Below are 23,074 nucleotides of genomic sequence, written 5' to 3'. Positions count from 1 at the left end.
ACAGTGTCTTACACGGTTGTTATACCAGCCGTCCGTGTTGATCACACCACTTGTAAAAATAATCAAATTTCGCCATCAACCAGCTTTAGCCGTTGTTTTTAGAAAAGTGTAGCCTAACTATATTATTTTGCTTAGCTTATTTCAGGCTTATGAAATTTTTAATAATTTGATATTGAAGATCGGCGATGCTCGTGTAGACGTTTTTTAGTTTTTAAGAGATTGCCGTAATCATGTGACAATTAATGTACTTTGGCTTTTTTGAACGTGTAGATTTTCTAACTATGGGGGAGTCTTGTTGAGCGTTTAATGTTATCAAAGCTGACCTATAGGGTACTAAGTGAAAACCCGCTATTAAATTAGGTCACCTGAACTCAAGATGCAGAAATAAACAAAAGCATAGTGCGATAGCATGCAGCTTATCCGAGTTCAGGTTAGGCAAGTCCGCCGATTAGTTTGATGCCTTAATCTAGCAGTGCTGCTCTAATAGGTGGTTTATCATATCAGCTAAGTGAGGGAGATCATCAAAGCTGATGAGTAATCTAGCTTTTGACTCATCCAAGTCCATCGCTTCTTTGAAGAACCCAACCAATCCTCTGGCTTTACGATCAATTTCAAAAATGATTTCCAATTGTTCACCTCGATTAAAAAATACTACCTCAACTTCGTCGAAGTGACCATGAAATTGACCACCAATGGTTTTAAATTCAAGCTCTTGCACAAATGGAAGCTTTGCAAAAGACATTGAATCGATACCTTCACAGTCAGCCTCATACAACTTAAAACCAAGGCTTCCTAATGTATCTATTACCGCCTGTTGGAGCGTATTTGGCACCACGTGCACATAGTCTTTATCTGACTTATCAAGCGCCATATCTATATCGAGATTGGTCTCTAACCAAGTTTTAGAGTGACCAACAGTAAGTGGCGTATCCTCAGAAAGCTCCAATACAAAGGGAAATTCCTTGTGCTGTTCGCTCTCAATTGTAAACTTCTCGTCCAACACAAAACGCGCCAAAGTGTACTCTCGCACTTCAGTGACAACGTCATCATTTTCTGTTTCAACTTCAACGGTATAATTACATACCACATCCAGGTCAATTTTATTGATTTCCTGTGCAACACTACCACCAACCACTTTAATCACCCCAGTTAATTCATCTCCTGGAGCTGCTTGGTGGTGTTCTAATACGGCATCTATCTTCGCGGCGCCAATACCTACGCTACTTAAGACTTTTTTAAAAAACGACATATTCATCCTTCTATATTAAAAATATCGTGTATGTGGGTCTACCTTCTCGTAAGGTATTGTCATATAGCAAAGTTTAAAGCGCAACAAGACATGGTATAAGCTTTGAATACACTATGTTTGAGCACATCAAATTCAATAATAAATATTTTTATAGCCATGATTGTTGCGCTATTTACCTGTGATCATTAAGGGTTAATTAACTTTATCGCATACAGGTAGCCCTTGCTTGGCACTTTCGAGACTACATGTAATAAATACAGCGCCTTGCGTATCTATGAACTCACCTGTCCATTGTTTTGTATTAGCGACTTTTGTCAACGAAAGGTAGCCAAACTTACCCTGCGTATTGGTCATTGCCTGCAGCGAATCGATAGTGGCAGTCACACTTTCGTTACCACTGTCGCTGCTCAAACTAACGCCACTATTGCCCACAACGATTTGCGGTGGTCTTTGACTGTTTTGCTCAAATGTAACCGACTGATAAATATGCATGTGACCGGATAGAGACAATTCCACTTGAGAAGGCAATACACCTTGTTTCGTTTTAGCGAGTGCGGTTTGCAGTTGAATATTAAGCGTATCCAAAGGTGTGGCGCTATTAAGTCCCCATATGGGCCTGTGAGTCATCATCCAAGTTGCATTGTCAGAATCAGCAAAGGTGTTTAGTTGTTCAAACTGTGCTGTATATTGCGCGGTTAAATCATTTGTTGCCAGCGCATCACAGGCATTGGCAGAGTCGAATACCCATAAGTTCAAACCGTCCAGTTCTAAGCCATAGGGTTCTATCATGGCAATATGAGGCGCAGCAGTTTTTGGCGGGTTATTATAATTCCCTTGATCTGGACAAGCCTGTTGCGTAACTGAGTCATCAAATTGCGCCCCGGGTCCAAAAAAATAAAACCACCCCACCCCAGCTCTTGAGCATAATTCATGGTTTCCTCTTGCAAATACCCAAGGTGCGGTTGTCATTAATTTGCTAGCAGGTTCAAAAAAGTCCACCTGCCAACTGTTCCAGCTGTCTGGTCTGGGGCTATTGTTGGCGTTTTGACTGTAGTAAGTAGTTTCAAGCCCACATGTTGGCCCCCCATACCCTCCATCACCTGCGTCATATGCATACGTGTCTGCGCTGATGCTGCCTGAAGTGCCACGATAGTTAAAATCACCCATGTGCAATATAAGATCTTTGCTGCTTTGTGAAGCTAGATCCGCCAGTGTTTTGAACGGCTCGGCAGGAGTGTTGTCGCACACTTTTTCCTTGCACCCAGTGTCACCAAACACTTGAATGTGCTTCGGCGCGAGTGTCGTTTCAGCAAGACGCAAGGTACTACCCTGTACTGTGTAACTCGTATTTGGCGCTAATACTGCCTCACATACAGTCACAGGAAATAACGTTACATCAGGCCTAAAGTTTCGCCTTTTGGTTCGAATAATCCGTCCATCATCACCCTGTAAGGCTGGGCAGGACTTGTCATCATTCAACACCTGCGGGACAACAACCCGTCCATATATTAAGGTCTGTCCAATCTTTCCAGGTGCCAGCATGGCATAAGCTGCCACGGGGGTTGTATCTTGGTTAGATGCTGATGGTTGGTTGTTACTTTGTTCCATGCAGCCAAGTAAAAAAGATGAGGTGATAATTAGTGTGGGTAATCGCATCGCAGCATTCCTTTAATAAAATCTCGTATAGAGTCTAATATACAATGCCATTTTCACACGCTTTTGTATAAAAAACGCCAGCTTATATGCTGGCGTTAAGATCATTCATTGTTTAAAGGTTCTCTTTAAACAGCTTGTGAATGCGTCGGTATTCATCCAACCAACTCGATGGCTGTCTAAAACCATGAGGCTCTACTGGATAAATTGCGGTTTCAAAACCCGTTTTCTCAAGTTCTATCAAGCGCTGTACTAAACGAACAACATCTTGGAAGAACACATTATCATCCAACATAGGCGCGTTGATCAGCAACTCGTTCTTTAAGCCCTCAGCAAAGTAAATTGGCGAACTGCGCTCATAGGCGATTGGGTCTACATCTGGATGGTTCAAAATATTCGATGTATAACCGCGATTGTAATACGCCCAATCTGTTACAGGTCTGATAGCAGCCCCAGCTTTGAATAAATCAGGTTGAGTAAACAACGCCATAAAGGTCATAAAACCGCCGTACGATCCACCGTAAGTTCCCACGGCTTGTTGGTCAACATTCGCATTCTCAACCATCCATTTTACACCATCGGCCAAATCTTCAACTTCAGGCTTACCCATATGGCGATATATTGCAGTACGCCAATCACGGCCGTAGCCTTTTGACGCTCTATAGTCCATATCCATGACCACATAGCCTTCGCTTGCTAGCAGTGAGTGGAACATAAACTCCCTAAAGTAAACTGACCAACCCATGTGAGAGTTTTGCAGATAGCCTGCACCGTGATTGAAGATAACCGCTTTGCGCTTTTTACCCTGTTCACCCTCCACATAGTCTGCAGGGTAATACACCTTGGCATACACTGGCTGTTCACCATGGCTCGAAGGAACAGCAACAATTTTTGGCGCTATCAGCTTCTTCTCTAAAAACGCCTCGGACACCGTGTTTGTCACACGTGTAGCTGTCGCATTTGGCGCCACTTTTGCCACATATAACTCTTGCGGCATCATGATTTTAGAATGAGTAAGTAAAAGCTGGCTTTCATCTGGGCTTAGGCTGTAATCCGTCATGCCATCTAAGTTGGTGAGCTGTACGCGTTGGTTCGTTTGGGTATTTACACGGTAGATTTCATACAACCCAGGATGCTCAATATTTGCCTTAAAATAGATGTGATTGTCATCTTTACTCAAGGTCAGATCTGAAACAACATATTGGCCTTTGGTCAGTTGTTTAGCTTTGCCCTGTAACGGCTTAGTATAGATGTGGCTATAGCCACTTTGCTCTGATAAGTAATACAGCGTATCGCTGTTATTAAACCAACCAAAGTCATTATGGGCGTAGTTTATCCAGGCATCATCATGTAAACGATGCTGCGACACAAGCGCTTGCTTCGCAAAGTCAATTGTTGCTATCCAGCGGTCTTTGTTATCCCATGCTTCAAGCATCAATGCTACCTGCTCACCCGTGCTGTTCCACTGTATCGCGTCTTGCCCTCTTTGGCGTAGCAGGTTGATATCTCTGGGCTGCTTTTTAGACTCATACTTTTTGCCATCACGAGCTGCGTTTTCTTTTTTAACCGCAGCAAGTACATCTTCGTCAAAACCAGGCAAAGTGTCATATGCCAGTGTGGTTTGTGCCTGTTTAGAAAGATCGATGAAGACGACTTCTGATGAGTGACTTTTCGCATCTGCTATCTTACGTCGGGCTGGTACAGATTCTATATGTCCATCTTGGCTGACGTAGTTCGGCATGATATCGCCCTCATCTCGCCAAGTGCGTTTATCACCAATTACCGCTATTAGCTTGTCACCTTTCGGAGAAAGACTAACATCAAAAATTTGCTTAGCTTTACCAAGATAGATGTGATTGTTAGCCAGCGTGCTATTTTGCGCTTTAAGTTGCTCTGCACGTGTTTGCTTATCCACTTTATTCTTGTGTTGTAACGCAACAAACTCTATTAACTTGTGCTGTTCTTTCGCAATATAGCTACTGGGTTCTTTTAAACCGGCAGGCTCATCACTCAAGTGCAACTTAACAAGTTCCACAGAGCGCCCGGTCGCTAAGTCAATTTTATAGAAGGTGTTATCGATACGATAAGATAATTCACCTGTGAGTAAAAATTGTAGGCTAGACTCACGCTCTGAACTATGGGTTAGCTGCGTGATTGCGCCACTAGCAATGGTTTTTAAGAATATATTCCCTTCAAAGGTGTAGGCCTGATATTTACCGTCTTTAGAGTAAATTGCATCGTCAGCGCCGATGGTATGTAGCTGGCTAAGTTGAACTTGGTTTGGCGTAAAGCCACTGATTGTATCAACAGTAACAGAGAAGGTATCCCTAAGTTCATTACCTTGTTGCTTGCGCTCAAAAATTACCGTCTTGCTATCAGCTGCCCAAAAGGCGCTTTCTGGCTGTCGACCCAGCCAATCAGGGTGCGCCATAGCTTGCTCAAGTGTGATATTCTCGCCACCAAAATCTACAGGTGTTGCAACTACAGGCTGAAAGTTTTGTTTTGTTTCGCTGCTTTTTGCAGCTTGGTGAGTCGTTTGACAACCCGTGAGCAGTAAACTTGATGCCACGGCAATCGAAAGGATTGATTGTTTGATCATAGCGCTTCTTATTGATTGTAATATTGTTACCATTAAATCAAATGTGGCGTGGAAATTCATGTAATTTAAGATTAATGACCGAGTTTCGAGACAAAAAAAGGCCAGTAAGTGATACTGGCCAAATACTCTCTGCGCTCACATAGTCGTTGATGGACAACGATTATGAAATGAGGCCTATCCACGCCTCAAAGTATAGGACTACAGAAACATAAAACAGTTCAAAAAAATTCGTAATTATTGTATTAGACCGTCAAGAATGAGTAGTAACAGCACCGCACTAACGATGACCCATAGCACGATTGCCATGGCAAAAACTCGCCAACCAGTTTGTTTTATAACTGCTTTTGATACCCCTGCGCCAATCAAAAATAAGGTTGCAACTAATACATGCTTTGCACCGATGTATAGCGTCTGCCATAGTTCATTAAAATGAGGAAAATAGCTGTTACACAGCGCAGCCAATAAAAAGCCAAAAATAAAAAGTGGAATGCTGGCACGCTCTTCACTGCGCCAAAATACACCTGCCGCCGCTGTATACGGAATGATCCACATGGCGCGAGTCAGTTTTATCGTCGTGGCAATACCAACCGCCACAGGGCCATATGTAGCTGCAGCCGCCACCACACTACTGGTATCATGTATTGCCAATGCTGCCCACAGTGCAAATTGCTCATCACTGAGCATAAGTGCACGTCCAAGCCATGGAAATAACACTAATCCAATCGCGTTAAGAGAAAACACCACGGCTAGTGCCACTGCTATTTCATGTTGTTTGGCTTTTATCACCGGCGCCATAGCAGCTATGGCACTGCCTCCACAAATGGCAGTACCAAAAGAAATAAGCACCCCGGTATTGCGATTGAGTCGAAATGCCTGTGTAAGGATTTCTCCCAAGCCAATGATGGCTGTTATGCTAACAATGGTTAAAACCAATGAGCTGCGACCAACTTCAATGATTTCTAGGATATTAACGTTGAAACCAAGGCCTATCACCGCTACTTTCAGCAACCATTTACTCAACAGGTTACTGAGCTGCTCAAATGGGTTGCCCAAAAGCCAAGCAAAGCCAACACCAAGCCCCAATGCCAAAGTTGGGCTAACAAAAGGTGCAAAGCTTAGTATAAATAAGCCAATAAAGACGTATTGAACAGCTTGTATTGGGAGCATAGCGACATCACTATTTATAAAAAAACCGAGCCAAAAGCTCGGTTTTATGTTACTTAAGCGCCAATTAAACTGCGCGCGGTGGCTTTAACGCCGGGATAATCTTGTTCGGGCAAAATCGCAGCTAACTCATCCAAGCGCTCACCCAATTGCTTAAGATCTTTACCTGAAACATTGATGTGGCCCATCTTACGACCTGGTTTGGCCGCTTTGGAGTACCAATGACTGGTGGTGTCAGGCACCGCGAGTACTGAATGTGCAATTGCAGGCTGCCCTAACACATTGATCATCGCCGTAGGCCTTAGCAATTCTGTTGAACCTAGTGGTAAACCTGCCACGGCACGCATATGATTTTCAAACTGGCTCACATGGCACCCTTGTTGCGTCCAGTGTCCCGAGTTATGAACGCGCGGCGCAATTTCATTCACCAGCAAGGTGCCTTGCACATCAAAAAACTCAATTGCCAATACACCAACATAATCCAAGGCATTTGCTATGGCATTAAATGCATCTTGTGCTTGCTGCTCAATTTCGTGTTTCTCTTTGCCAGCAATAGACAGGGTCAACACGCCATTTGTATGCTGATTTTCTGTCAGTGGATAGGTTTTACACTGTCCTTGCTTATCTCTTACACCTATGATTGACACTTCACGGTCAAAAGGGATCATTTTCTCAGCAATGATAGAATGCGGTGCAAGCTCAGTACCAGAGGCGATAAACTCAGCCATTTCTGACCAAATCTGTTCCACATCATTTTGGCTTTTAACACGCCATTGGCCTTTACCGTCGTAGCCTGCCTGACAGGTTTTTACAACCAGGGGCATACCTAAACGCTCAATCGCACTCAAAAAGTGACTCTTTTGTGTGATCAACTGATAAGGTGCACAAGCAACTTTGGCTTTATCTAACAGTGCTTTTTCTTTTGCTCTGTCACCACCTGTTGCGATAGCCTCAGCACCTGGGTAAAACTTGCCACTTTGCGCGCACAGCGTCAGTACATCATGTGGGATGTGCTCAAACTCCGCAGTAATGGCATGGCTTCGAGAAATAGCGTGTTCCAGTGTAAAATCTGTTGTTACAAAAGTTACTGGATCAATTACCTGCTTTGATCCTACATCATACGCAAGCACATGTAGGTCTAAATGAGTAGCAGATAAACTCATCATGCGAGCAAGTTGCCCCGCTCCTAAAACAAGAATATTCATATTACTCAGCAGGGTTTGGGTTGGCTAACACTGTCTCTGTTTGTTCTTTGCGGAACGCTTCAACTTTGGCAAAAATCTCTGGTTGCTGACAACCGAGGATCTGTGCAGCTAACAAACCCGCGTTTGCAGCACCTGCATCACCAATTGCCAAAGTACCAACCGCTACGCCTTTTGGCATTTGGCAAATTGATAGCAGTGAATCTACGCCATTAAGTGTTTTTGATTTAACTGGTACACCTAGTACTGGCAGGCTAGTAAACGCCGCAGCCATACCAGGTAAGTGCGCAGCGCCGCCGGCACCGGCAATAATCACTTTGATACCACGCTGTGCAGCACTTGAGGCATAGTCAGCTAATAGTTGAGGAGTACGGTGTGCTGAAACAACTTTTGTTTCGTATTCGATGCCAAATTTGTCCAACATATCTGCTGCGTGCTGCATAGTAGGCCAATCTGACTTTGAACCCATGATAATGCCAACCGTCATAATAAATCCTCGGTGTTAAGTTAAACGATACAGTAACGATACGTCATTTTGAGCAATAATTGGGGTACTCAATATGACCTAAATTTTTGCGCGCTATTATACCTAATCAGCCACGTAATACCATTATTTTAAGGCTGATCAACACCGCCTATGTGTTGCGATGTCACTGCGTACTGATTTCGGTTTAGCACATTTTATAAATTAAAAATAAATAAAAAAACCGCGCTGTTGGCGCGGTTTTCTCGAGTATTACTTAGCTTGCTCTTGGGTCGCTAAATATTCTTCATAGGTGCCTCTGAAATCAATAACCTTACCGTCTTTGATCTCCCACACTCTGGTGGCAAGCGAAGATACAAACTGTCTATCGTGAGAAACGAAGAACAAAGTGCCTTCGTATTGTTCCAACGCTAAGTTAAGCGCTTCAATAGATTCCATATCCATGTGGTTGGTAGGTTCATCCATAAGCAAAATATTATGCTTATGCATCATTAACTTACCAAATAACATACGACCCTGTTCACCACCTGATAGCACCTTTACAGACTTTTTAATGTCATTTTGTGAGAACAACATACGACCAAGGTAACTGCGCACCACCTGCTCATCATCGCCTTCTTGTTGCCATTGTTCCATCCATTGAAACACATTGAGGTCTTTTTCAAATTCATCGGCATGGTCTTGCGCGTAGTAACCAATGTTGGCATTTTCAGACCATTTAAACTCCCCCGATTTCGGTGCCAAGCGCCCTGCTAGGGTATTTAGCAAAGTTGTTTTACCCACACCGTTTTCACCGATAACCGCAATGCGTTCACCCACTTCAACTAACGCGTCCACACCCGAAAACAAGGTGTTCTCAAAACCCTGAGATAGGCCACCGATCTCCAATGCATTACGGAATAGTTGCTTTGATTGCTCAAAACGAATAAATGGTGACTGACGAGATGATGCTTTCACTTCATCAAGCTGGATTTTATCAATTTGCTTAGCACGTGATGTTGCTTGTTTTGCCTTAGAGGCATTTGCTGAGAATCGCGACACAAACTGCTGTAACTCAGCAATCTGCGCTTTCTTCTTAGCATTTTCGTTCAGTAACTTTTCACGGGCCTGCGTTGCAGCAAACATGTATTCGTCATAGTTACCCGGATAAACGCGTAACTCACCGTAGTCTATGTCAGCCATGTGCGTACATACAGAGTTTAGGAAGTGACGATCGTGCGAGATGATCAACATGGTGCAATCACGCTGGTTCAATACATCTTCAAGCCATTTAATGGTGTAAATATCCAAGTTGTTGGTTGGTTCGTCCAACAGCATGATATCAGGGTCTGCAAATAGCACTTGCGCAAGTAGCACGCGCAGTTTAAAACCCGGCGCAATTTCAGACATTGGGCCATAGTGCTGTTCAGTAGGGATACCCACGCCAAGTAGCAACTCACCCGCTTTTGACTCTGCTGAGTAGCCATCCATTTCGGCAAATTCAGTTTCTAGGTCAGCGACCTTCATGCCATCTTCTTCACTCATTTCTGGCAAAGCGTAGATGCGATCACGTTCAGCTTTGATGGCCCACAGCTCTTTATGGCCCATAATTACCGTATCAATAACACTGTATTGTTCGTACGCGAACTGATCCTGATTCAGCTTAGCCAAACGGGTGTTTGGAGATACACTGACATTACCAGTGCTAGGTTCAAGTTCACCACCAAGGATTTTCATGAAGGTAGACTTACCACAACCGTTTGCTCCGATCAGACCATAGCGGTTGCCGTCGCCGAATTTTACTGAAATATTCTCAAAAAGAGGTTTTGCACCAAACTGCATGGTGACATTAGCTGCGCTTAAAATAGTGGGCTCCTAGGAAGTTGTCTAAGCCTAAAAACCCAATTTTAAACTAATCTGCGCTGTAAAACTACGTAAGTTCTACGGGTTTGTTTGCCTTGTAATCATCAAGGGCCAGTTTGATATGATATATAAACGCCTTCGGCCCCATGATCAGCAGTAAAATTGCCAAGCCGCCAGGGATCAACACAGCTTTAAGCACAGGCCCCAAGATGTAGCTGTAAAAAACAATAAATGGTAAAAACAACACATAACCTACGAAATTCATATTACACCTTCCATAATGATAAGAAATACAAAATTGAGCGCGCTCATTATTATTTATGAGCACGCTCAATTTCAAGTGTTTTGGGTATTTTTTTATCGTTATGTTATGCTCTTCAACTCTAACTATTTGGTAATGAAATGAATAAAAAAACATCAACCAAACATAAAATACTACAGGCCAGTTGGCAGCTTTTTAATGAACAAGGCTTTGCACAAACGACTACGCGACAAATATCTCAACTGGCAGGTGTTGCCACTGGCACTGTTTTTTCTCACTTTCCTACCAAGTTAGATATTCTAAAAACTGCTATGCACGATAAAATCGAGGATACACTCGCCCAAGCTGCACAATCTGAAAAGCTCCACACTCCACGCCTGAGGCTTAGGCACTATGCTAAATTTCTATATCAATTTTACTTAAGCAATAGAGAGTTTAGTAAGGAGCTTATCGGTGGTATTTTGTGGCAGCACGACTATTTCAGTAAGCAGCTGGAAGCGTTCAAGCATACCCTATTCGAAGGTCAACCCTATGACTCATATAAAGCCGATATCATGATGGACTGTTATTTCATGACCTTGATTGTAGGTTTGAACGATGAGCATTCGGATGTTGATTCACTGGTACGTTTGCTCAGTAATAAGCTACAATCAATCCAATAGTAAGATGTGTTCTAGAAGCGCTATTTAGTATGGTTAGGCAGTTAATAATTTGCGATATAAATTGTCAGATTGTTTGCTAAATCCCAATTTCAATAGTAATTTTGCTGAGCGCTCGTTGTTTTCATCAAGGTGCGCAAACACACTGATATCAGAAGATATATTTAACAATTGACCGATATTTACCAGTATACACTGAACAGCTTCACTCATATAACCATGCCGCCAATGGACACTGGCCAACTCAAAGCCAATGTTTACGCTTTGCTTATCAGCATCAAAGTCATATAACCCAACAGTGCCAAGCAATAGCCCTTGAGCATTGGTAATCGCCATGCGGCACCCCAACCCTAAGTAGCCCTGCTCCAAGTCCCATTGGATCAAGTCTTTTATCTGCTCATGAGATAAAGAGTCACCATAATCGTTGTATTGGGCAACCAGTGGGTCGTTTAGAACACTGTACAATGCCAATGCGTCTTTATGGGTAATAGACTTGAGGACAAGCCTTGATGTGGTAAAACGCATTGTTGGTAGGTCCTGATTGGCAATTTGCCAAAATAGTATAAACTAGCAGGCAAAAATAAGTCTAACGTGGAGTGCTGTATGTCAGACGAATTTAAAGTTATTCCCCCAACTACCAAGGTGCTGTGCCCTGAGCGCGGTGAAGGTTGGACCTTAACAGGGATCACAGGTATTCATGAACACACATCAGTAATGTTCAATGGTGTTCGTTACACCATTGCCGCCAAAGAAATCGTTGAGCATTTACTACCTAATTATTTAAAACAGCATGGCGAAAACGCATCAACTGAGTAGCATATAGGCCAACATGTGTTGGCCTATAAATGAATACCAAATAAATCCGTTAATGCCGCGTAAATTTGTAATTTTGCTTTTTCTTCACTGTAAGGAGCAACCGCAAGTAACGGCGCATCAATACGTTTACGAAGGCTTTCAAGGTTTTCGTCAAAATTAGCCATGTTCGGGTCAACTTGGTTTGCAACCCAGCCAACACACTTTACACCTTGTGCTTTTAAAGCATGAGTGGTCAATATAGCGTGATTTAAACACCCCAACTTCATCCCGACAACTAAGATCACAGGCAGTTGTTCTTTTTGTACCCAATCACACAAGTATTGACTATCGTTGATCGGTAAAGCCCAGCCACCAGCGCCCTCTACCAAGGTGAACTCAGCACCTAGTTTTGCAAGCTCATGATAGTGATGACTTAGCTCGTCTAGGGTGATTTCTATACCTGCTTGCTGGGCTGCAATGTGTGGTGCAATCGGTGGCGCTAAGCAAATTGGGTTTATTTGCTCGTATTTGCCATGTACGTTGGCTGACTCCATAAGCGTTAGCGCGTCATCATTCACTAGCTGACCAAATGCCTCTTCAGCTCCTGCGGCGATGGGCTTAAAGCCAATCGCTTGGCGCTTGTGCTGTGCTAAAAACTTTAGCAGTAGTGCTGTGATATGGGTTTTACCCACTTCGGTATCTGTACCAGTAATAAAAAATGCACTCATAGCTTGATAAGCTCCATAATTGCGACCTCGTAACTTACCACGGCCTGTTCGTTCTCAAGCGGATAACCAGACAACAACTGGCCAAATCGTTTTTTACCCATTAAGCCGCTTGGTTTACCATCTCGTGACTGGATTTGGTTGGCACCGATATGTTTTACCGATTTAAACGCCTCTTTGGGCGTTGCAAAGCGGTCTTTCAAACAAACCTGTTGTGCTGTTTTAACCTCAAAGCCTGCACTGGTTGCAAACTGTTGCAGCTGCTCAAGGTTAAGAAATTGATTTACATGACAGCGGCTATCTAACATTTGCCACGCTTGTGCAATCTCCTTGAGTGACCCATCTAACACGCTAGACATAACCAATTGAGCACCGGGTTTGCACACGTGGCTCAACTCTTTAAATAACTGCGCGGGTGAGCTGCTCCACTGTATCGCAAAATTTGAAAATACCGCAGAGATACTCTTTTCTTGCAAGGGTAAACGGTCCATATCTGCACATATGCGCCATGCGTCGCTATGGCCCTGCTGTAACATACCATGACTTAAATCCATATTCACAACATGGGACGCATGTCGTGCAAGACTATCATGATGTAATAAAGGCCCAGCTCCTAAATCCAATAGGTAATCATGACCACTTTGCAGCATTGTAAAAAGTTGTTTGGCGGCTTGCTGTTGTACTCTAGCGTGATGCTGGTAACACTGTGCAGCTTTTGAAAACCTGTGTGCAGTGTTTTGCTTGAGGCTCGAGGAAGCAAGTTGCACATCTTGTAATATTGCATTCATAGCAAACCCTCAAGTTGCTGGACCAGAAAACGAATATCATCGTGCGTATGTGCCGCGGTCAACGTGATCCTCAACCGAGCAGTGTTCGCTGGCACGGTGGGTGGGCGAATTGCACCAAGCCAAATGCCTTTTTGTTGTAACGCGCGCTGCGCATTGAGAACATTTTCAGCGCTCCCTAACACAACAGGCTGGATCGCGGTATCTGACGACATCAATGCGATGTTCGCTTGCTCTGCCAGCGATTTAAACAAGGTGATATTTTCATTCAACTTCGCTCGTTCATTGCCAGCTTTCACTAGACGCTCGAGCTGAAAACGAGCGGCATCGACCATCAAAGGTGACATGGCGGTTGAGTAAATATAGTCCCTGTTATACTGCAACATATAGTCAGCCACAGCTTTGCTAGTCAGTACTGCCGCACCTTGGCTAGCCATGGCTTTTCCGAAGGTGATCACCAGTATTTCTGGTTTCTCGTGATAGCGCTCACAAGAGCCTAAACCATGCTCCCCAACCACCCCAAAAGCGTGCGCATCATCTAACATCAACCATGCATTATGTTGCTGCTTGAGCTTAAACAAAGCTTCCAGTGGTGCTTTGTCGCCATCCATTGAAAACACACCTTCGCTGATAATAAGCTTATTGCTTGCTGCTGATTTTTCTAATCGAGAACGCAAGTGGCCCATATCGTTGTGATTGAAGCGGATATGCTTTGCGGTGCTTTGCAAAGCGCCATCAATTAAGCTGGCATGGTTAAGTTTATCTTGAAAAATAGCACAGTTTTGCAGTGGCGCGCTGTCATTAAACAACGCTTTTAATACGCTGGAGTTAGCGCTAAAGCCGGTGCTAAATAGCAGCGCAGACTCATAGCCGAGTAACTCGCACAATCTACCTTCCAGCTGCTTGTGTACTTGCTGATAGCCCGTGACCAAGGCTGAGCTTCTGCTGCCCGTGGTACCGTGATTACCCTCTAAACATTGATCAGCAAGCCCTAGATAATCGTTGCTGGCAAAATTTAAATATGACTTGTCAGCAATCGTTATGCTGCGCGCATTGCTATGCTGAACCAATACCCTACTTCTAAGTAAAGTTTGCTCTTTACGCGCAGCTAAGCTTTGTTGTATATACTCAAACGCCATTAATTTGCTTCGTAAAACAGCTCAGAAGTTGCTTTGTCCGCAATGGCTGACGAGAGCGATGCTTCGTACGCTTCATCTGAATAATCGTGACGCTCTTCAGGTTTCATGCCTAGCTTTTTAAGCAGGTTCATATCTGCATCTGCTTCAGGATTCTCAGTAGTTAGCAATTTATCGCCATAAAAGATTGAGTTTGCGCCCGCGAAAAAGCACATTGACTGCATCTGTTCATTCATTGCTGTACGCCCTGCTGACAAACGGACATAACTTTTCGGCATCATAATACGTGCAACAGCGATAGTACGAATAAACTCGAAATGATCTAAATCTTCAACATCCTCCAACGGCGTGCCTTTGACTTTAACCAACATGTTGATTGGCACACTTTCAGGTTGTTGTGGTAGGTTTGCAAGTTGCATTAACAGACCAAAACGGTCCGCTGCTTGCTCGCCCATACCAACAATACCACCTGAACATACTTTCATGCCTGCATCACGTACGTTATCAATGGTATCTAAACGGTCTTGATAAGTTCGAGTTGTGATGATTTGCTGGTAGTACTCAGGAGACGTATCTAGGTTATGGTTGTAGTAATCCAGACCCGCATCTTTAAGCGCATGGGCCTTATCATTGTCTAGCATGCCAAGTGTCATACAGGTTTCTAAGCCTAGATCTTTTACTTCGCGCACCATCTTTTCTATGTATGGCATATCTCTGTCTTTTGGGTCTGACCACGCAGCGCCCATACAAAAACGCGTTGCGCCTTTTTGTTTTGCTAAACGCGCTTGCTCAACTACCTTTTCAACTTCCATCAAGCGCTCACGCTCTAGATCCGTTTTATAATGCCCTGACTGTGGACAATATTTACAATCTTCTGGGCAAGCACCTGTTTTAATAGATAACAGTGTCGAGATCTGCACTTCGTTGGGGTTAAAGTTCTCACGGTGAATGCTGGCCGCTTTAAATAGCAAATCATTAAACGGCATTTCAAATAGTGCTTTTACTTCTTCATGAGTCCAATCGTGACGAACTGTGGCCATTGTTATTTTCTCTTTTATTGTAAAACATCACTGCTTAAAAATGATGCAGTTAACTTGACGGTGATTGGCTTAGTCTACTTTCTGGCGTAGTATTGTCAACGCCAACCAGTTAGCAAAGGTTTACCAATGAGTGATTTTCGAGCAATAGATAAAGAATTTGATAAAAAATATATCTGGCACCCCTATACTTCCATGCTCAACCCCCTTCCATCTTACGGAGTAACACATACAGACCAGAATAAGTTATACCTTGATACTGGCGAGGTGTTAATCGATGGTATGGCATCTTGGTGGAGTGCAATTCATGGCTATAACCATCCTAAATTGGTAAGCGCAATTACTCAACAAGCCCAAACTATGAGCCATGTTATGTTTGGTGGTATTACTCATGCGCCCGCAGTTGAATTATGCAAAAAACTCGTTGCAATCACGCCAGAACCATTAAATCGAGTGTTTCTCGCTGATAGTGGCTCTGTGAGTGTAGAGGTGGCAATAAAGATGGCGCTGCAGTATTGGATAAGCAAAGGCAACACGCAAAAGAATAAGTTGATGACCGCACAAAAAGGTTATCACGGTGATACCTTTGCTGCGATGAGTGTCTGCGACCCTGTAAATTCAATGCACAGTATGTATCAAGGCTTTTTGCCTGAACACGTTTTTGTAAACGCGCCACGGGCTAAGTTCGGCGGCCCTGTTGATTTGGCCGAACTTGAACAGTTAGAACAAGCGTTTCATACACACCATCATGAAGTTGCAGCCTTCATCATCGAACCGATTGTGCAAAACGCTGGCGGCATGAATTTCTACAACCCTACTTATTTAACCAAACTCAGAGAGTTATGTGATAAGTATGATGTGTTACTTATATTGGATGAAATAGCCACAGGTTTTGGCCGAACTGGAAAGCTATTTGCCTGTGAACACGCCAATATTAGCCCTGATATTATGTGTATTGGTAAAGCACTTACCGGTGGCACAATGACATTGTCGGCAACACTCACAACTGAAAAAGTAGCCATTGGTATCAGTGAAGGCGGAGCGGGTGTGCTCATGCATGGTCCTACTTTTATGGGAAACCCTTTGGCCTGTGCAGTTGCAAACGCCAGTATTGACTTACTGATTGAAACTAACTGGCTGCAACAAATTACCCGTATCAACCAAGCTATGAGCGCGTTAAAGCGCTGTGAAGCATTAGATGAAGTGGTCGATGTTAGAACATTAGGCGCAATTGGTGTTGTTGAAATAGACAAAAATGTTGATGTCGCTAAAATACAAAGGTTTTTTGTTAAACAGGGAATATGGGTAAGGCCATTTGGCAAGCTGATTTACATTATGCCGCCTTACATAACGCCCACTGAGGATATCGAGCGTTTAGCTAACGCCATATACCAAGCTATAGAGCAACAGCAATATTAACTGTTATTAGGCGAAATCACTTTGCTTCGCCTAATTGTTAGCTTATTTGGTACAGTTAGGTAAACTTGCTTGGCAAAAGCTGTTACAATGTATTGCTTTTACACAGCAACCAGTAAAAGTACGAGGATATATGCAGCAAACCGTTCATTTACAACCTGCACAAGCGTATCAAGCGCCAAGGTTTAAAGTTTATCAACATCGCCAAATCGACAAAATTGAACAACTAGATAAACTTCCTGAGCATTTGCGCTTTGAGATGAAGGTCGTTGCAAACGTCTTTCCATTCCGCGTGAATAACTTTGTTATTGAAGAGCTAATTGACTGGCATAAAGTACCTGATGATCCAATTTTTCAACTGACATTCCCACAACGCGGTATGTTAGATGACGAATCATACGAGCAAATGGCCGCTTTATTGAAGCGCTCGCACACACCTGATGAAGTATTCGAGCTTGCCACTGAGATCCGCCACAAACTCAACCCTCACCCAGCCGGGCAGATGGAGAAAAACGTCCCACAGTTTGAAGGCGAGCGTGTTGAAGGCATCCAACACAAATACAAAGAAACCGTATTATTTTTCCCTTCTCAAGGGCAATACTGCCACTCTTACTGTACATTTTGTTTTCGATGGGCACAGTTTGTAGGCAAAGCAACCCGCTTTAATAATAATGACGCAGATTTACTTCACAATTACTTAAGTACCAATAAAGAAGTCACAGACTTGTTGATGACCGGTGGTGACCCTATGGTGATGCGTACCGTTAAGTTGCGTAAGTATTTAGAAGCACTTAAAGAGTCGCGTTTTGATCATATTAAAACGATTCGTATCGGCACCAAGTCTCTCACTTTTTGGCCGTTTAGATATGTGACAGACCCTGATGCCAAAGAGCTACTGGCATTGCTCAAGGAGCTGGTTGATGCAGGCAAACATGTGTCAATCATGGCGCATATTAATCACAAGCAAGAGCTTCGCTCTGAAGTGACAAAAGAAGCAATTCGACTGCTGCGAAAATCCGGCGTGCAGATCCGCACACAAGCGCCTTTGCTCAACCATATAAATGTTGATGCAGATATGTGGTCACAAATGTGGAAAGAGCAAACTCAACTGGGCATGATCCCCTACTACATGTTCATCGAACGCGATACCGGTGCGAAAAGGTATTTTGAAATACCACTTTATAAAACGTGGGAAATATTTCGCGATGCCTATAAACAAGTCTCTGGCGTGAGTAGAACGGTTCGTGGCCCATCTATGAGTGCAGGCCCAGGTAAAGTAGAGGTGAGCGGCGTTGCAGATATTAATGGTGAAAAGGTATTTGTGCTACGTTTTATTCAAGCCCGCAACCCTGATTGGGTGCAACAGCCCTTTTTCGCTAAATATGATGAAAAGGCAACATGGTTATGTGATTTAAAGCCCGCGTTTGGGCAAGAGAAGTTTTTCTGGGAAGATGAATATAACGCTATGTAAACAGGCGTTATGGCGGGATGAGTACAAACCATTCCATCCCGCTTTTATCATTGAGTTAAATATACAGGCGTAAAGTAATGCTCAATTTATACCTCGACTTAAGTATATTGATTGGCTTAGTAGTTATTTATGAAGCCCGCTACATTCTTAATACCGCCTCAGTCCCAATCAACAGAGTCGCCATCATCACATCGTTGATTGAGTTTACCTGGATGGTAATTAGTATTACTGCCCTATTCAAATTACCGCTGTCTGCAGTACAGGTTTTGGTGCCGACTCTGTACATCACTCATAATCTAATCGGCTGGGCATATGGGTTTATATTAGCCGCGAGGCAAAAAGATGATGAGTTTAAGGTCACAATCCCCCGCTGGTACGCAATTTTTTCTTACACCTTTGGTGTTGTTTTTACGCTACTGTGTATAGTTGTTAGTTACAGCTCGTTGTAAGATAATAAAAACTTGGATTTAAGTGTACCCAAAACTCAAACTTTAAAAGGACTTATAATGCGTAAAATATTTACCATTTTACTACTTACCCCATTTTTGTTCGTAAAAGCCTTCGCTAAAAGCGCTGACTACGCGATTGAAAAAGTCCAATATAAAAACTTAGTAGCTGAGCTATACCTACCTGAAGCACAAAATAAACTCCCAGCAGTCATCGCCTTTGGCGGTTCAGAAGGTGGACTCAGCGCTGGTAGAGCTAACGGTGAAATGATTGCACCTCACGGTGTTGCCGTGCTTGGACTTGCGTTTTTTGATTCACCAGGGATTGCCAAAACACTTGATCAAATCCCCATAGAGTATTTTATTCATGCCATTGATTATCTTGCATCCCACTCAAAAATAGATGCTAACAGAATTGGCGTTGTCAGTGGCTCAAGAGGATCTGAAGCTGCGTTTTTAATGGCTACGCTTGATAAACGTATCAAGTCAATAGTGGTTACCACACCCAGTAAAGTTGCATGGAACGGATTAACACAAGCAAAGTCAGCGTGGACCTACCAAGGCAAAGACATTCCAGCTCTGGGCTTAGCACTTGATAACAAAGCCAATTTACTGGAGCGCTTTAGCGTGTCATTGCAGAATAAACAAAATGTGGCGCAGTCACAGTTCAAATTTGAACAAATCAATGGCCCGCTACTGATGATTTCTGCGCAGAAAGACCAAGTCTGGCCGTCGTATCAAATGGCAAAAGATATAGAGCAATACTTAAATAACAAAGAATTTGCCTACCCTGTAGGGCATGACACCTATGCCACAGGCCACGGGTTTAGCCAACAAACCGCGCCAAAAATCAAACAGTCAATTGTACAACACATTGTCACAACGCTTTAAGCATTTAAGGGCCAACATCATTATGTTGGCGCCATTTAATTACTCAACCATCTCAATGTCGTAAAGTCTGCCAAAACCTTAGTAATGATGACACTTAACCTCTACCCGTTTGGTTGTAGTGGTCAAGGGCAAACTAGCCCGAGTGGGTGAATAACTTTCTTGGGAATGCAGGTTCGAAGCTCATTAGAGGCGCTGATAGACATAGTTAAGCCCTAATAGTGTCAGAGCAGCTTTTTATTGCACAACAGGTAAATACTTTAAGTAAGATAGATTAGATAAAAACGACATGAGGCGACCAAAAGCCACCTCGATTTGTGAGTATTGTTTGACGACGGCTGAGCGTCCATATGTGTCCATGATTTACCGCTGTGTAGCAAAGTGAAAACCGGTGTTTTTCAAGGAGAATAAAATGTATAGCTACATTATGATCGGTGCAAATGACTTCGATAGCTCGAAGCGTTTTTACGATGCTACCTTAGAAGTGCTTATATCCTACATTGTAAAAACTAAAGATATGCCCTTATTTGAATTTATGTAATATATCATTTTCATGAGAATTATTTATATGTACTATTGAAAGCAGCATCTCTCTTAGTAAACCTCTATCATAGGGATTGTGAATATTCCGATTTAAATCGTATATAACACCATCTAAATAGGAGAATATTTGCTGACTCATTTTGTCATTTTCACGTGCAACAAAGAGAATATTCTTCAGCGCTTCAAGTACATTTAGCATGACTAGCGCATCGCTTTTGGCATAATGTCTGATTGGAGAAAAGTTATCATGCAATAATTCCTCAAACTTTACTTCGTGAAGAAACAATAGCGGCTCTGAATCTTGGTCTAACAAAATGCAATCCACTTCTGCTAGCGACATGCGTTTTATCAGTAATATACTCATCATATCTATTGCTTTCACTGCGGTGCCTGGATCGTTAATACCGGGACTCATCGCTTTAACCGCAATCTCAGATATTTGTTTCAGTCCGTAGCTATAGTGGTCGCTGATGAACTCTTCAATATAGAAAATAAAACAATCCAATATTTGCTTTTCTAAATCGGGGTTTCCTTTTAACGATCTATTACAACGCAAAAAAGGATGGCCTTTAACTGTAAAATATCCCTGCTTAACCGAGACATAAATAGCGAGACTTTCCTTTTCCAAAATTTTCTTTAGCTTATTAATTTTTATGCCTTTGTAGTAGCCTTCAACAACACTTTTTATCTCATGCCACCCTTGTAATTGCTCATCACTCGGGTTGTTACATTCTTGCTGCTGTTCTATTAAATCTTCAAGCGCTTCCATTGTATTCTTAAAAAGCGTGTTGAGAACATGGTCAACCTGAATCTCCTTTGAGATCGAGTGGATAAAAAAAACAAAAAATATAAGCGACATTAACCCTAATATTAAAGCGCAAAACACCCCTAATGAAGGAACTTTACTGCCATAGAGTTCTATATCTATCTTATCGACATTGATCAATACGATTGTTGAATAAATAATGCTTCCAAGGTATACACCTAAGACAAGTTGATGTGAGTTCTTTGTAATAATGCCTGGAAGCATCCTCGGTGACAGGTTACTGCTAGCAGTGTTAAGTACAATCATGACCATAGAAAAACTGAATACTGCTAATGAGATGATGCTGCCTATTAATACGCTCAGTATCGTACGAGCATTATTGGGATCTTCTACAAGAACAAAAGAGAGATGTTCTTTCACCTGTTTGATAACTGCCAAATTTTCGATAGATATAGAAGCTACAGCCAGCAATAACGCTGCTGTCGATAACAAACTAGGGTAAAACGCGATACTATTTAACACTTCTCTATAGGTGTAGGCTAATCTTTTCAGAATAATCATATTTTTGAAACCGAATGACAGATAACAGGTTAAAGCATAGATGAATTCATTTCACACCGTGCTACTCACTTAATTTTCCTTTAAAACGCCCTAATAGCGGAAAAACCATATTCCCGACTAAGCTCAGAACAATCGCAATCTCATATCGGCTATAAGCGACCGAAATACCAATGGCCCCCGTTAGCCATATACCTGCCAAGTTGGGGTGGCCAAGTTGGGGTGGCTGTCCACTTAAACTCTACAAATTCTACAGCAACAAGTTGGAGTGGCTGTCCAAGATTTTTTGCCACGGTTATGCAGATCCGTTAGCACAGATAGCCAGTAGTTCGCACCCTCTGACTCGGATAGGTACAAGCCAAGCAACTCCTTTTTGCCCTCGACGTTCAAGCCCAATATCGTATACACCGCTTTGCTGACATAGCGGCCATCTTCCTTAATTTTGTAGTGGATAGCATCAAGCCAGACAAACGGATACAGCGCATCTAACGGTCGCTGCTGCCACTCTTTCAACTCGGGTATCAAACGGTCGGTAACGCCTGTGATGGTAGCCTCAGAAACGTCAATGCCATACATATCATCAACATGGCCGCGGATATCACGGTAGCTCATGCCGAGCGAAAACATGGATAAGATCTTACGATCAATCTCATCAGTTAACTTAGTCTGGTTTTTCTTAACTAGCTTTGGCTCAAATGAGCCTGCACGGTCACGCGGAGTATCCAGTTCGAAAGTGCCCACTGAAGATTTAACGGTTTTCTTACTGGAACCATTTTTACGGTTAGGCTGCTCGTCATCTACAAGGTGTTGTTCCAGCTCTGCTTTCAAGGCAGCTTCGGTGATCTGTTTGATAAGAGGGGTTAAAAAGCCATCTTTGCCTGTCAGGTCTTGCCCTGACTGAAGGGCTTTAATGGCTTGTTCTAAATCGAAGTCTTTGGTCATGTGTCATTCCTGTTTTATATATAATACTGAAATGACACAGATTTCTAAACACTACCAGCAAAGTTGGAAAACTCTAGTTTACAGGTGTCTCACTAACGGGGGAGTGGACACTTTCTTTTTTGCATCTGAACATATTATTTAGTGAAGTAATTGTCGATTAGGCCAGTAACGCTTTGCTACTGTTGATATTTCGTCGTCGCTTCAGAGTGGCTCGTTCAAAATACATATCCAGTGCTCTTTCTTTGCCTACAGCACCTTTAAACACCTGTTCAAATTGGGTGGTCAGTTTGAGCCAATTCTCTGCTTTGATGTTTAATCTCTCTAAGATTGGTGCTTGGTGTTGTGCTATGTAGCCCCGTTTGTCTGTACGTATACATTTCCCTGTGAGTTCAACAAGTTCAAGGTAGCTTTTAAGCTCAAAAGGTAAACCCTTTGGCATGTGTTTTCTTGGA

General features: G+C 42.8%; 21 protein-coding genes and 2 pseudogenes. 7 read left to right on the top strand and 16 right to left on the bottom strand.

Annotated elements, in window-relative coordinates:
- Positions 1-466: 466 nt before the first annotated feature.
- The 8 genes from L1070_RS00110 to L1070_RS00075 all read right to left on the bottom strand — a co-directional run bounded on the left by L1070_RS00110 (position 467) and on the right by L1070_RS00075 (position 10,458).
- Complete coding sequence (locus tag L1070_RS00110; protein WP_237123986.1) at positions 467-1,249, bottom strand: sporulation protein; 783 nt, start codon at positions 1,247-1,249, stop codon at positions 467-469.
- Between the two features lie 192 nt (positions 1,250-1,441).
- Positions 1,442-2,905 carry a metallophosphoesterase gene (locus tag L1070_RS00105; protein WP_237123985.1) on the bottom strand — a complete coding sequence of 488 codons (1,464 nt, stop codon included), beginning with the start codon at positions 2,903-2,905 and terminating at the stop codon, positions 1,442-1,444.
- A gap of 112 nt (positions 2,906-3,017) precedes the next feature.
- Complete coding sequence (locus L1070_RS00100; protein WP_237123984.1) at positions 3,018-5,501, bottom strand: prolyl oligopeptidase family serine peptidase; 2,484 nt, start codon at positions 5,499-5,501, stop codon at positions 3,018-3,020.
- A 234-nt stretch (positions 5,502-5,735) separates the two neighbouring features.
- A complete protein-coding gene (locus tag L1070_RS00095; protein ID WP_237123983.1) occupies positions 5,736-6,668 on the bottom strand; it encodes a putative sulfate exporter family transporter in 933 nt (310 codons plus the stop codon).
- Positions 6,669-6,721: 53 nt separating this feature from the next.
- A complete protein-coding gene (locus L1070_RS00090; protein ID WP_237123982.1) occupies positions 6,722-7,870 on the bottom strand; it encodes a 5-(carboxyamino)imidazole ribonucleotide synthase in 1,149 nt (382 codons plus the stop codon).
- Position 7,871: 1 nt separating this feature from the next.
- Positions 7,872-8,354, bottom strand: coding sequence for a 5-(carboxyamino)imidazole ribonucleotide mutase (gene purE / locus L1070_RS00085; protein ID WP_237123981.1), 483 nt, complete (start codon positions 8,352-8,354; stop codon positions 7,872-7,874).
- Between the two features lie 249 nt (positions 8,355-8,603).
- Positions 8,604-10,196 carry an ABC-F family ATPase gene (locus L1070_RS00080; RefSeq protein WP_083330504.1) on the bottom strand — a complete coding sequence of 531 codons (1,593 nt, stop codon included), beginning with the start codon at positions 10,194-10,196 and terminating at the stop codon, positions 8,604-8,606.
- A 64-nt stretch (positions 10,197-10,260) separates the two neighbouring features.
- Positions 10,261-10,458 (bottom strand): hypothetical protein, encoded by a 198-nt coding sequence (locus L1070_RS00075; RefSeq protein ID WP_237123980.1) that lies wholly within the window; start codon positions 10,456-10,458, stop codon positions 10,261-10,263.
- A gap of 137 nt (positions 10,459-10,595) precedes the next feature.
- Between L1070_RS00075 and L1070_RS00070 the strand changes: the two genes are divergently transcribed.
- Positions 10,596-11,117, top strand: a complete 522-nt coding sequence (locus L1070_RS00070) for a TetR/AcrR family transcriptional regulator (RefSeq protein ID WP_070985524.1) — start codon at positions 10,596-10,598, stop codon at positions 11,115-11,117.
- A 33-nt stretch (positions 11,118-11,150) separates the two neighbouring features.
- On the opposite strand, the gene L1070_RS00065 is transcribed toward L1070_RS00070, so the two are convergent.
- Positions 11,151-11,639, bottom strand: a complete 489-nt coding sequence (locus tag L1070_RS00065) for a GNAT family N-acetyltransferase (RefSeq protein ID WP_237123979.1) — start codon at positions 11,637-11,639, stop codon at positions 11,151-11,153.
- A 78-nt stretch (positions 11,640-11,717) separates the two neighbouring features.
- Here L1070_RS00065 and L1070_RS00060 point away from each other — a divergent pair, with 78 nt between their 5' ends.
- Positions 11,718-11,930, top strand: coding sequence for a hypothetical protein (locus L1070_RS00060; protein ID WP_070985526.1), 213 nt, complete (start codon positions 11,718-11,720; stop codon positions 11,928-11,930).
- Between the two features lie 23 nt (positions 11,931-11,953).
- On the opposite strand, the gene bioD is transcribed toward L1070_RS00060, so the two are convergent.
- The 4 genes from bioD to bioB are packed head-to-tail and all read right to left on the bottom strand — an operon-like array spanning position 11,954 to position 15,601.
- On the bottom strand, positions 11,954-12,637 hold the full coding sequence (bioD, locus tag L1070_RS00055) for a dethiobiotin synthase (RefSeq protein ID WP_237123978.1): 684 nt from the start codon (positions 12,635-12,637) through the stop codon (positions 11,954-11,956).
- On the bottom strand, positions 12,634-13,422 hold the full coding sequence (locus L1070_RS00050) for a methyltransferase domain-containing protein (protein WP_237123977.1): 789 nt from the start codon (positions 13,420-13,422) through the stop codon (positions 12,634-12,636). The genes bioD and L1070_RS00050 overlap by 4 nt, the downstream gene beginning before the upstream one ends.
- Positions 13,419-14,558, bottom strand: a complete 1,140-nt coding sequence (locus L1070_RS00045; protein WP_237123976.1) for an 8-amino-7-oxononanoate synthase — start codon at positions 14,556-14,558, stop codon at positions 13,419-13,421. The genes L1070_RS00050 and L1070_RS00045 overlap by 4 nt, the downstream gene beginning before the upstream one ends.
- A complete protein-coding gene (gene bioB, locus L1070_RS00040; protein ID WP_237124237.1) occupies positions 14,558-15,601 on the bottom strand; it encodes a biotin synthase BioB in 1,044 nt (347 codons plus the stop codon). Before bioB ends, L1070_RS00045 begins: the two co-directional genes overlap by 1 nt.
- A gap of 120 nt (positions 15,602-15,721) precedes the next feature.
- On the opposite strand from bioB, the gene bioA reads away from it, so the two are divergent.
- The 5 genes from bioA to L1070_RS20285 all read left to right on the top strand — a co-directional run bounded on the left by bioA (position 15,722) and on the right by L1070_RS20285 (position 20,354).
- Positions 15,722-17,011, top strand: coding sequence for an adenosylmethionine--8-amino-7-oxononanoate transaminase (gene bioA, locus L1070_RS00035; RefSeq protein WP_237123975.1), 1,290 nt, complete (start codon positions 15,722-15,724; stop codon positions 17,009-17,011).
- A 130-nt stretch (positions 17,012-17,141) separates the two neighbouring features.
- Entirely contained in the window at positions 17,142-18,479 is a 1,338-nt protein-coding gene (locus L1070_RS00030; protein WP_070985616.1) for a 4Fe-4S cluster-binding domain-containing protein, read from the top strand.
- Between the two features lie 77 nt (positions 18,480-18,556).
- Positions 18,557-18,928 carry a hypothetical protein gene (locus L1070_RS00025; protein WP_237123974.1) on the top strand — a complete coding sequence of 124 codons (372 nt, stop codon included), beginning with the start codon at positions 18,557-18,559 and terminating at the stop codon, positions 18,926-18,928.
- Positions 18,929-18,985: 57 nt separating this feature from the next.
- A complete protein-coding gene (locus L1070_RS00020; RefSeq protein ID WP_237123973.1) occupies positions 18,986-19,816 on the top strand; it encodes an acyl-CoA thioester hydrolase/BAAT C-terminal domain-containing protein in 831 nt (276 codons plus the stop codon).
- Positions 19,817-20,225: 409 nt separating this feature from the next.
- Positions 20,226-20,354 carry a hypothetical protein gene (locus tag L1070_RS20285; protein ID WP_275423217.1) on the top strand — a complete coding sequence of 43 codons (129 nt, stop codon included), beginning with the start codon at positions 20,226-20,228 and terminating at the stop codon, positions 20,352-20,354.
- Here L1070_RS20285 and L1070_RS00015 read toward each other — a convergent pair.
- The 3 genes and pseudogenes from L1070_RS00015 to L1070_RS00005 form a co-directional block, all read right to left on the bottom strand.
- Complete coding sequence (locus L1070_RS00015; protein ID WP_237123972.1) at positions 20,337-21,683, bottom strand: DUF2254 domain-containing protein; 1,347 nt, start codon at positions 21,681-21,683, stop codon at positions 20,337-20,339. The two genes, L1070_RS20285 and L1070_RS00015, sit on opposite strands and share 18 nt — an antisense overlap.
- 285 nt (positions 21,684-21,968) lie before the next feature.
- Positions 21,969-22,622 (bottom strand): annotated as a pseudogene (locus L1070_RS00010) (IS256 family transposase); the annotation flags it as partial.
- Positions 22,623-22,779: 157 nt separating this feature from the next.
- Positions 22,780-23,074: pseudogene (locus L1070_RS00005) on the bottom strand (transposase); the annotation flags it as partial.

This window comes from Pseudoalteromonas sp. MMG022 (assembly GCF_021654245.1).
Lineage (GTDB): Bacteria > Pseudomonadota > Gammaproteobacteria > Enterobacterales > Alteromonadaceae > Pseudoalteromonas > Pseudoalteromonas amylolytica.
Note: the sequence above shows the minus strand (reverse complement) of the source record. Positions and strands in the feature narration are given on the sequence as shown.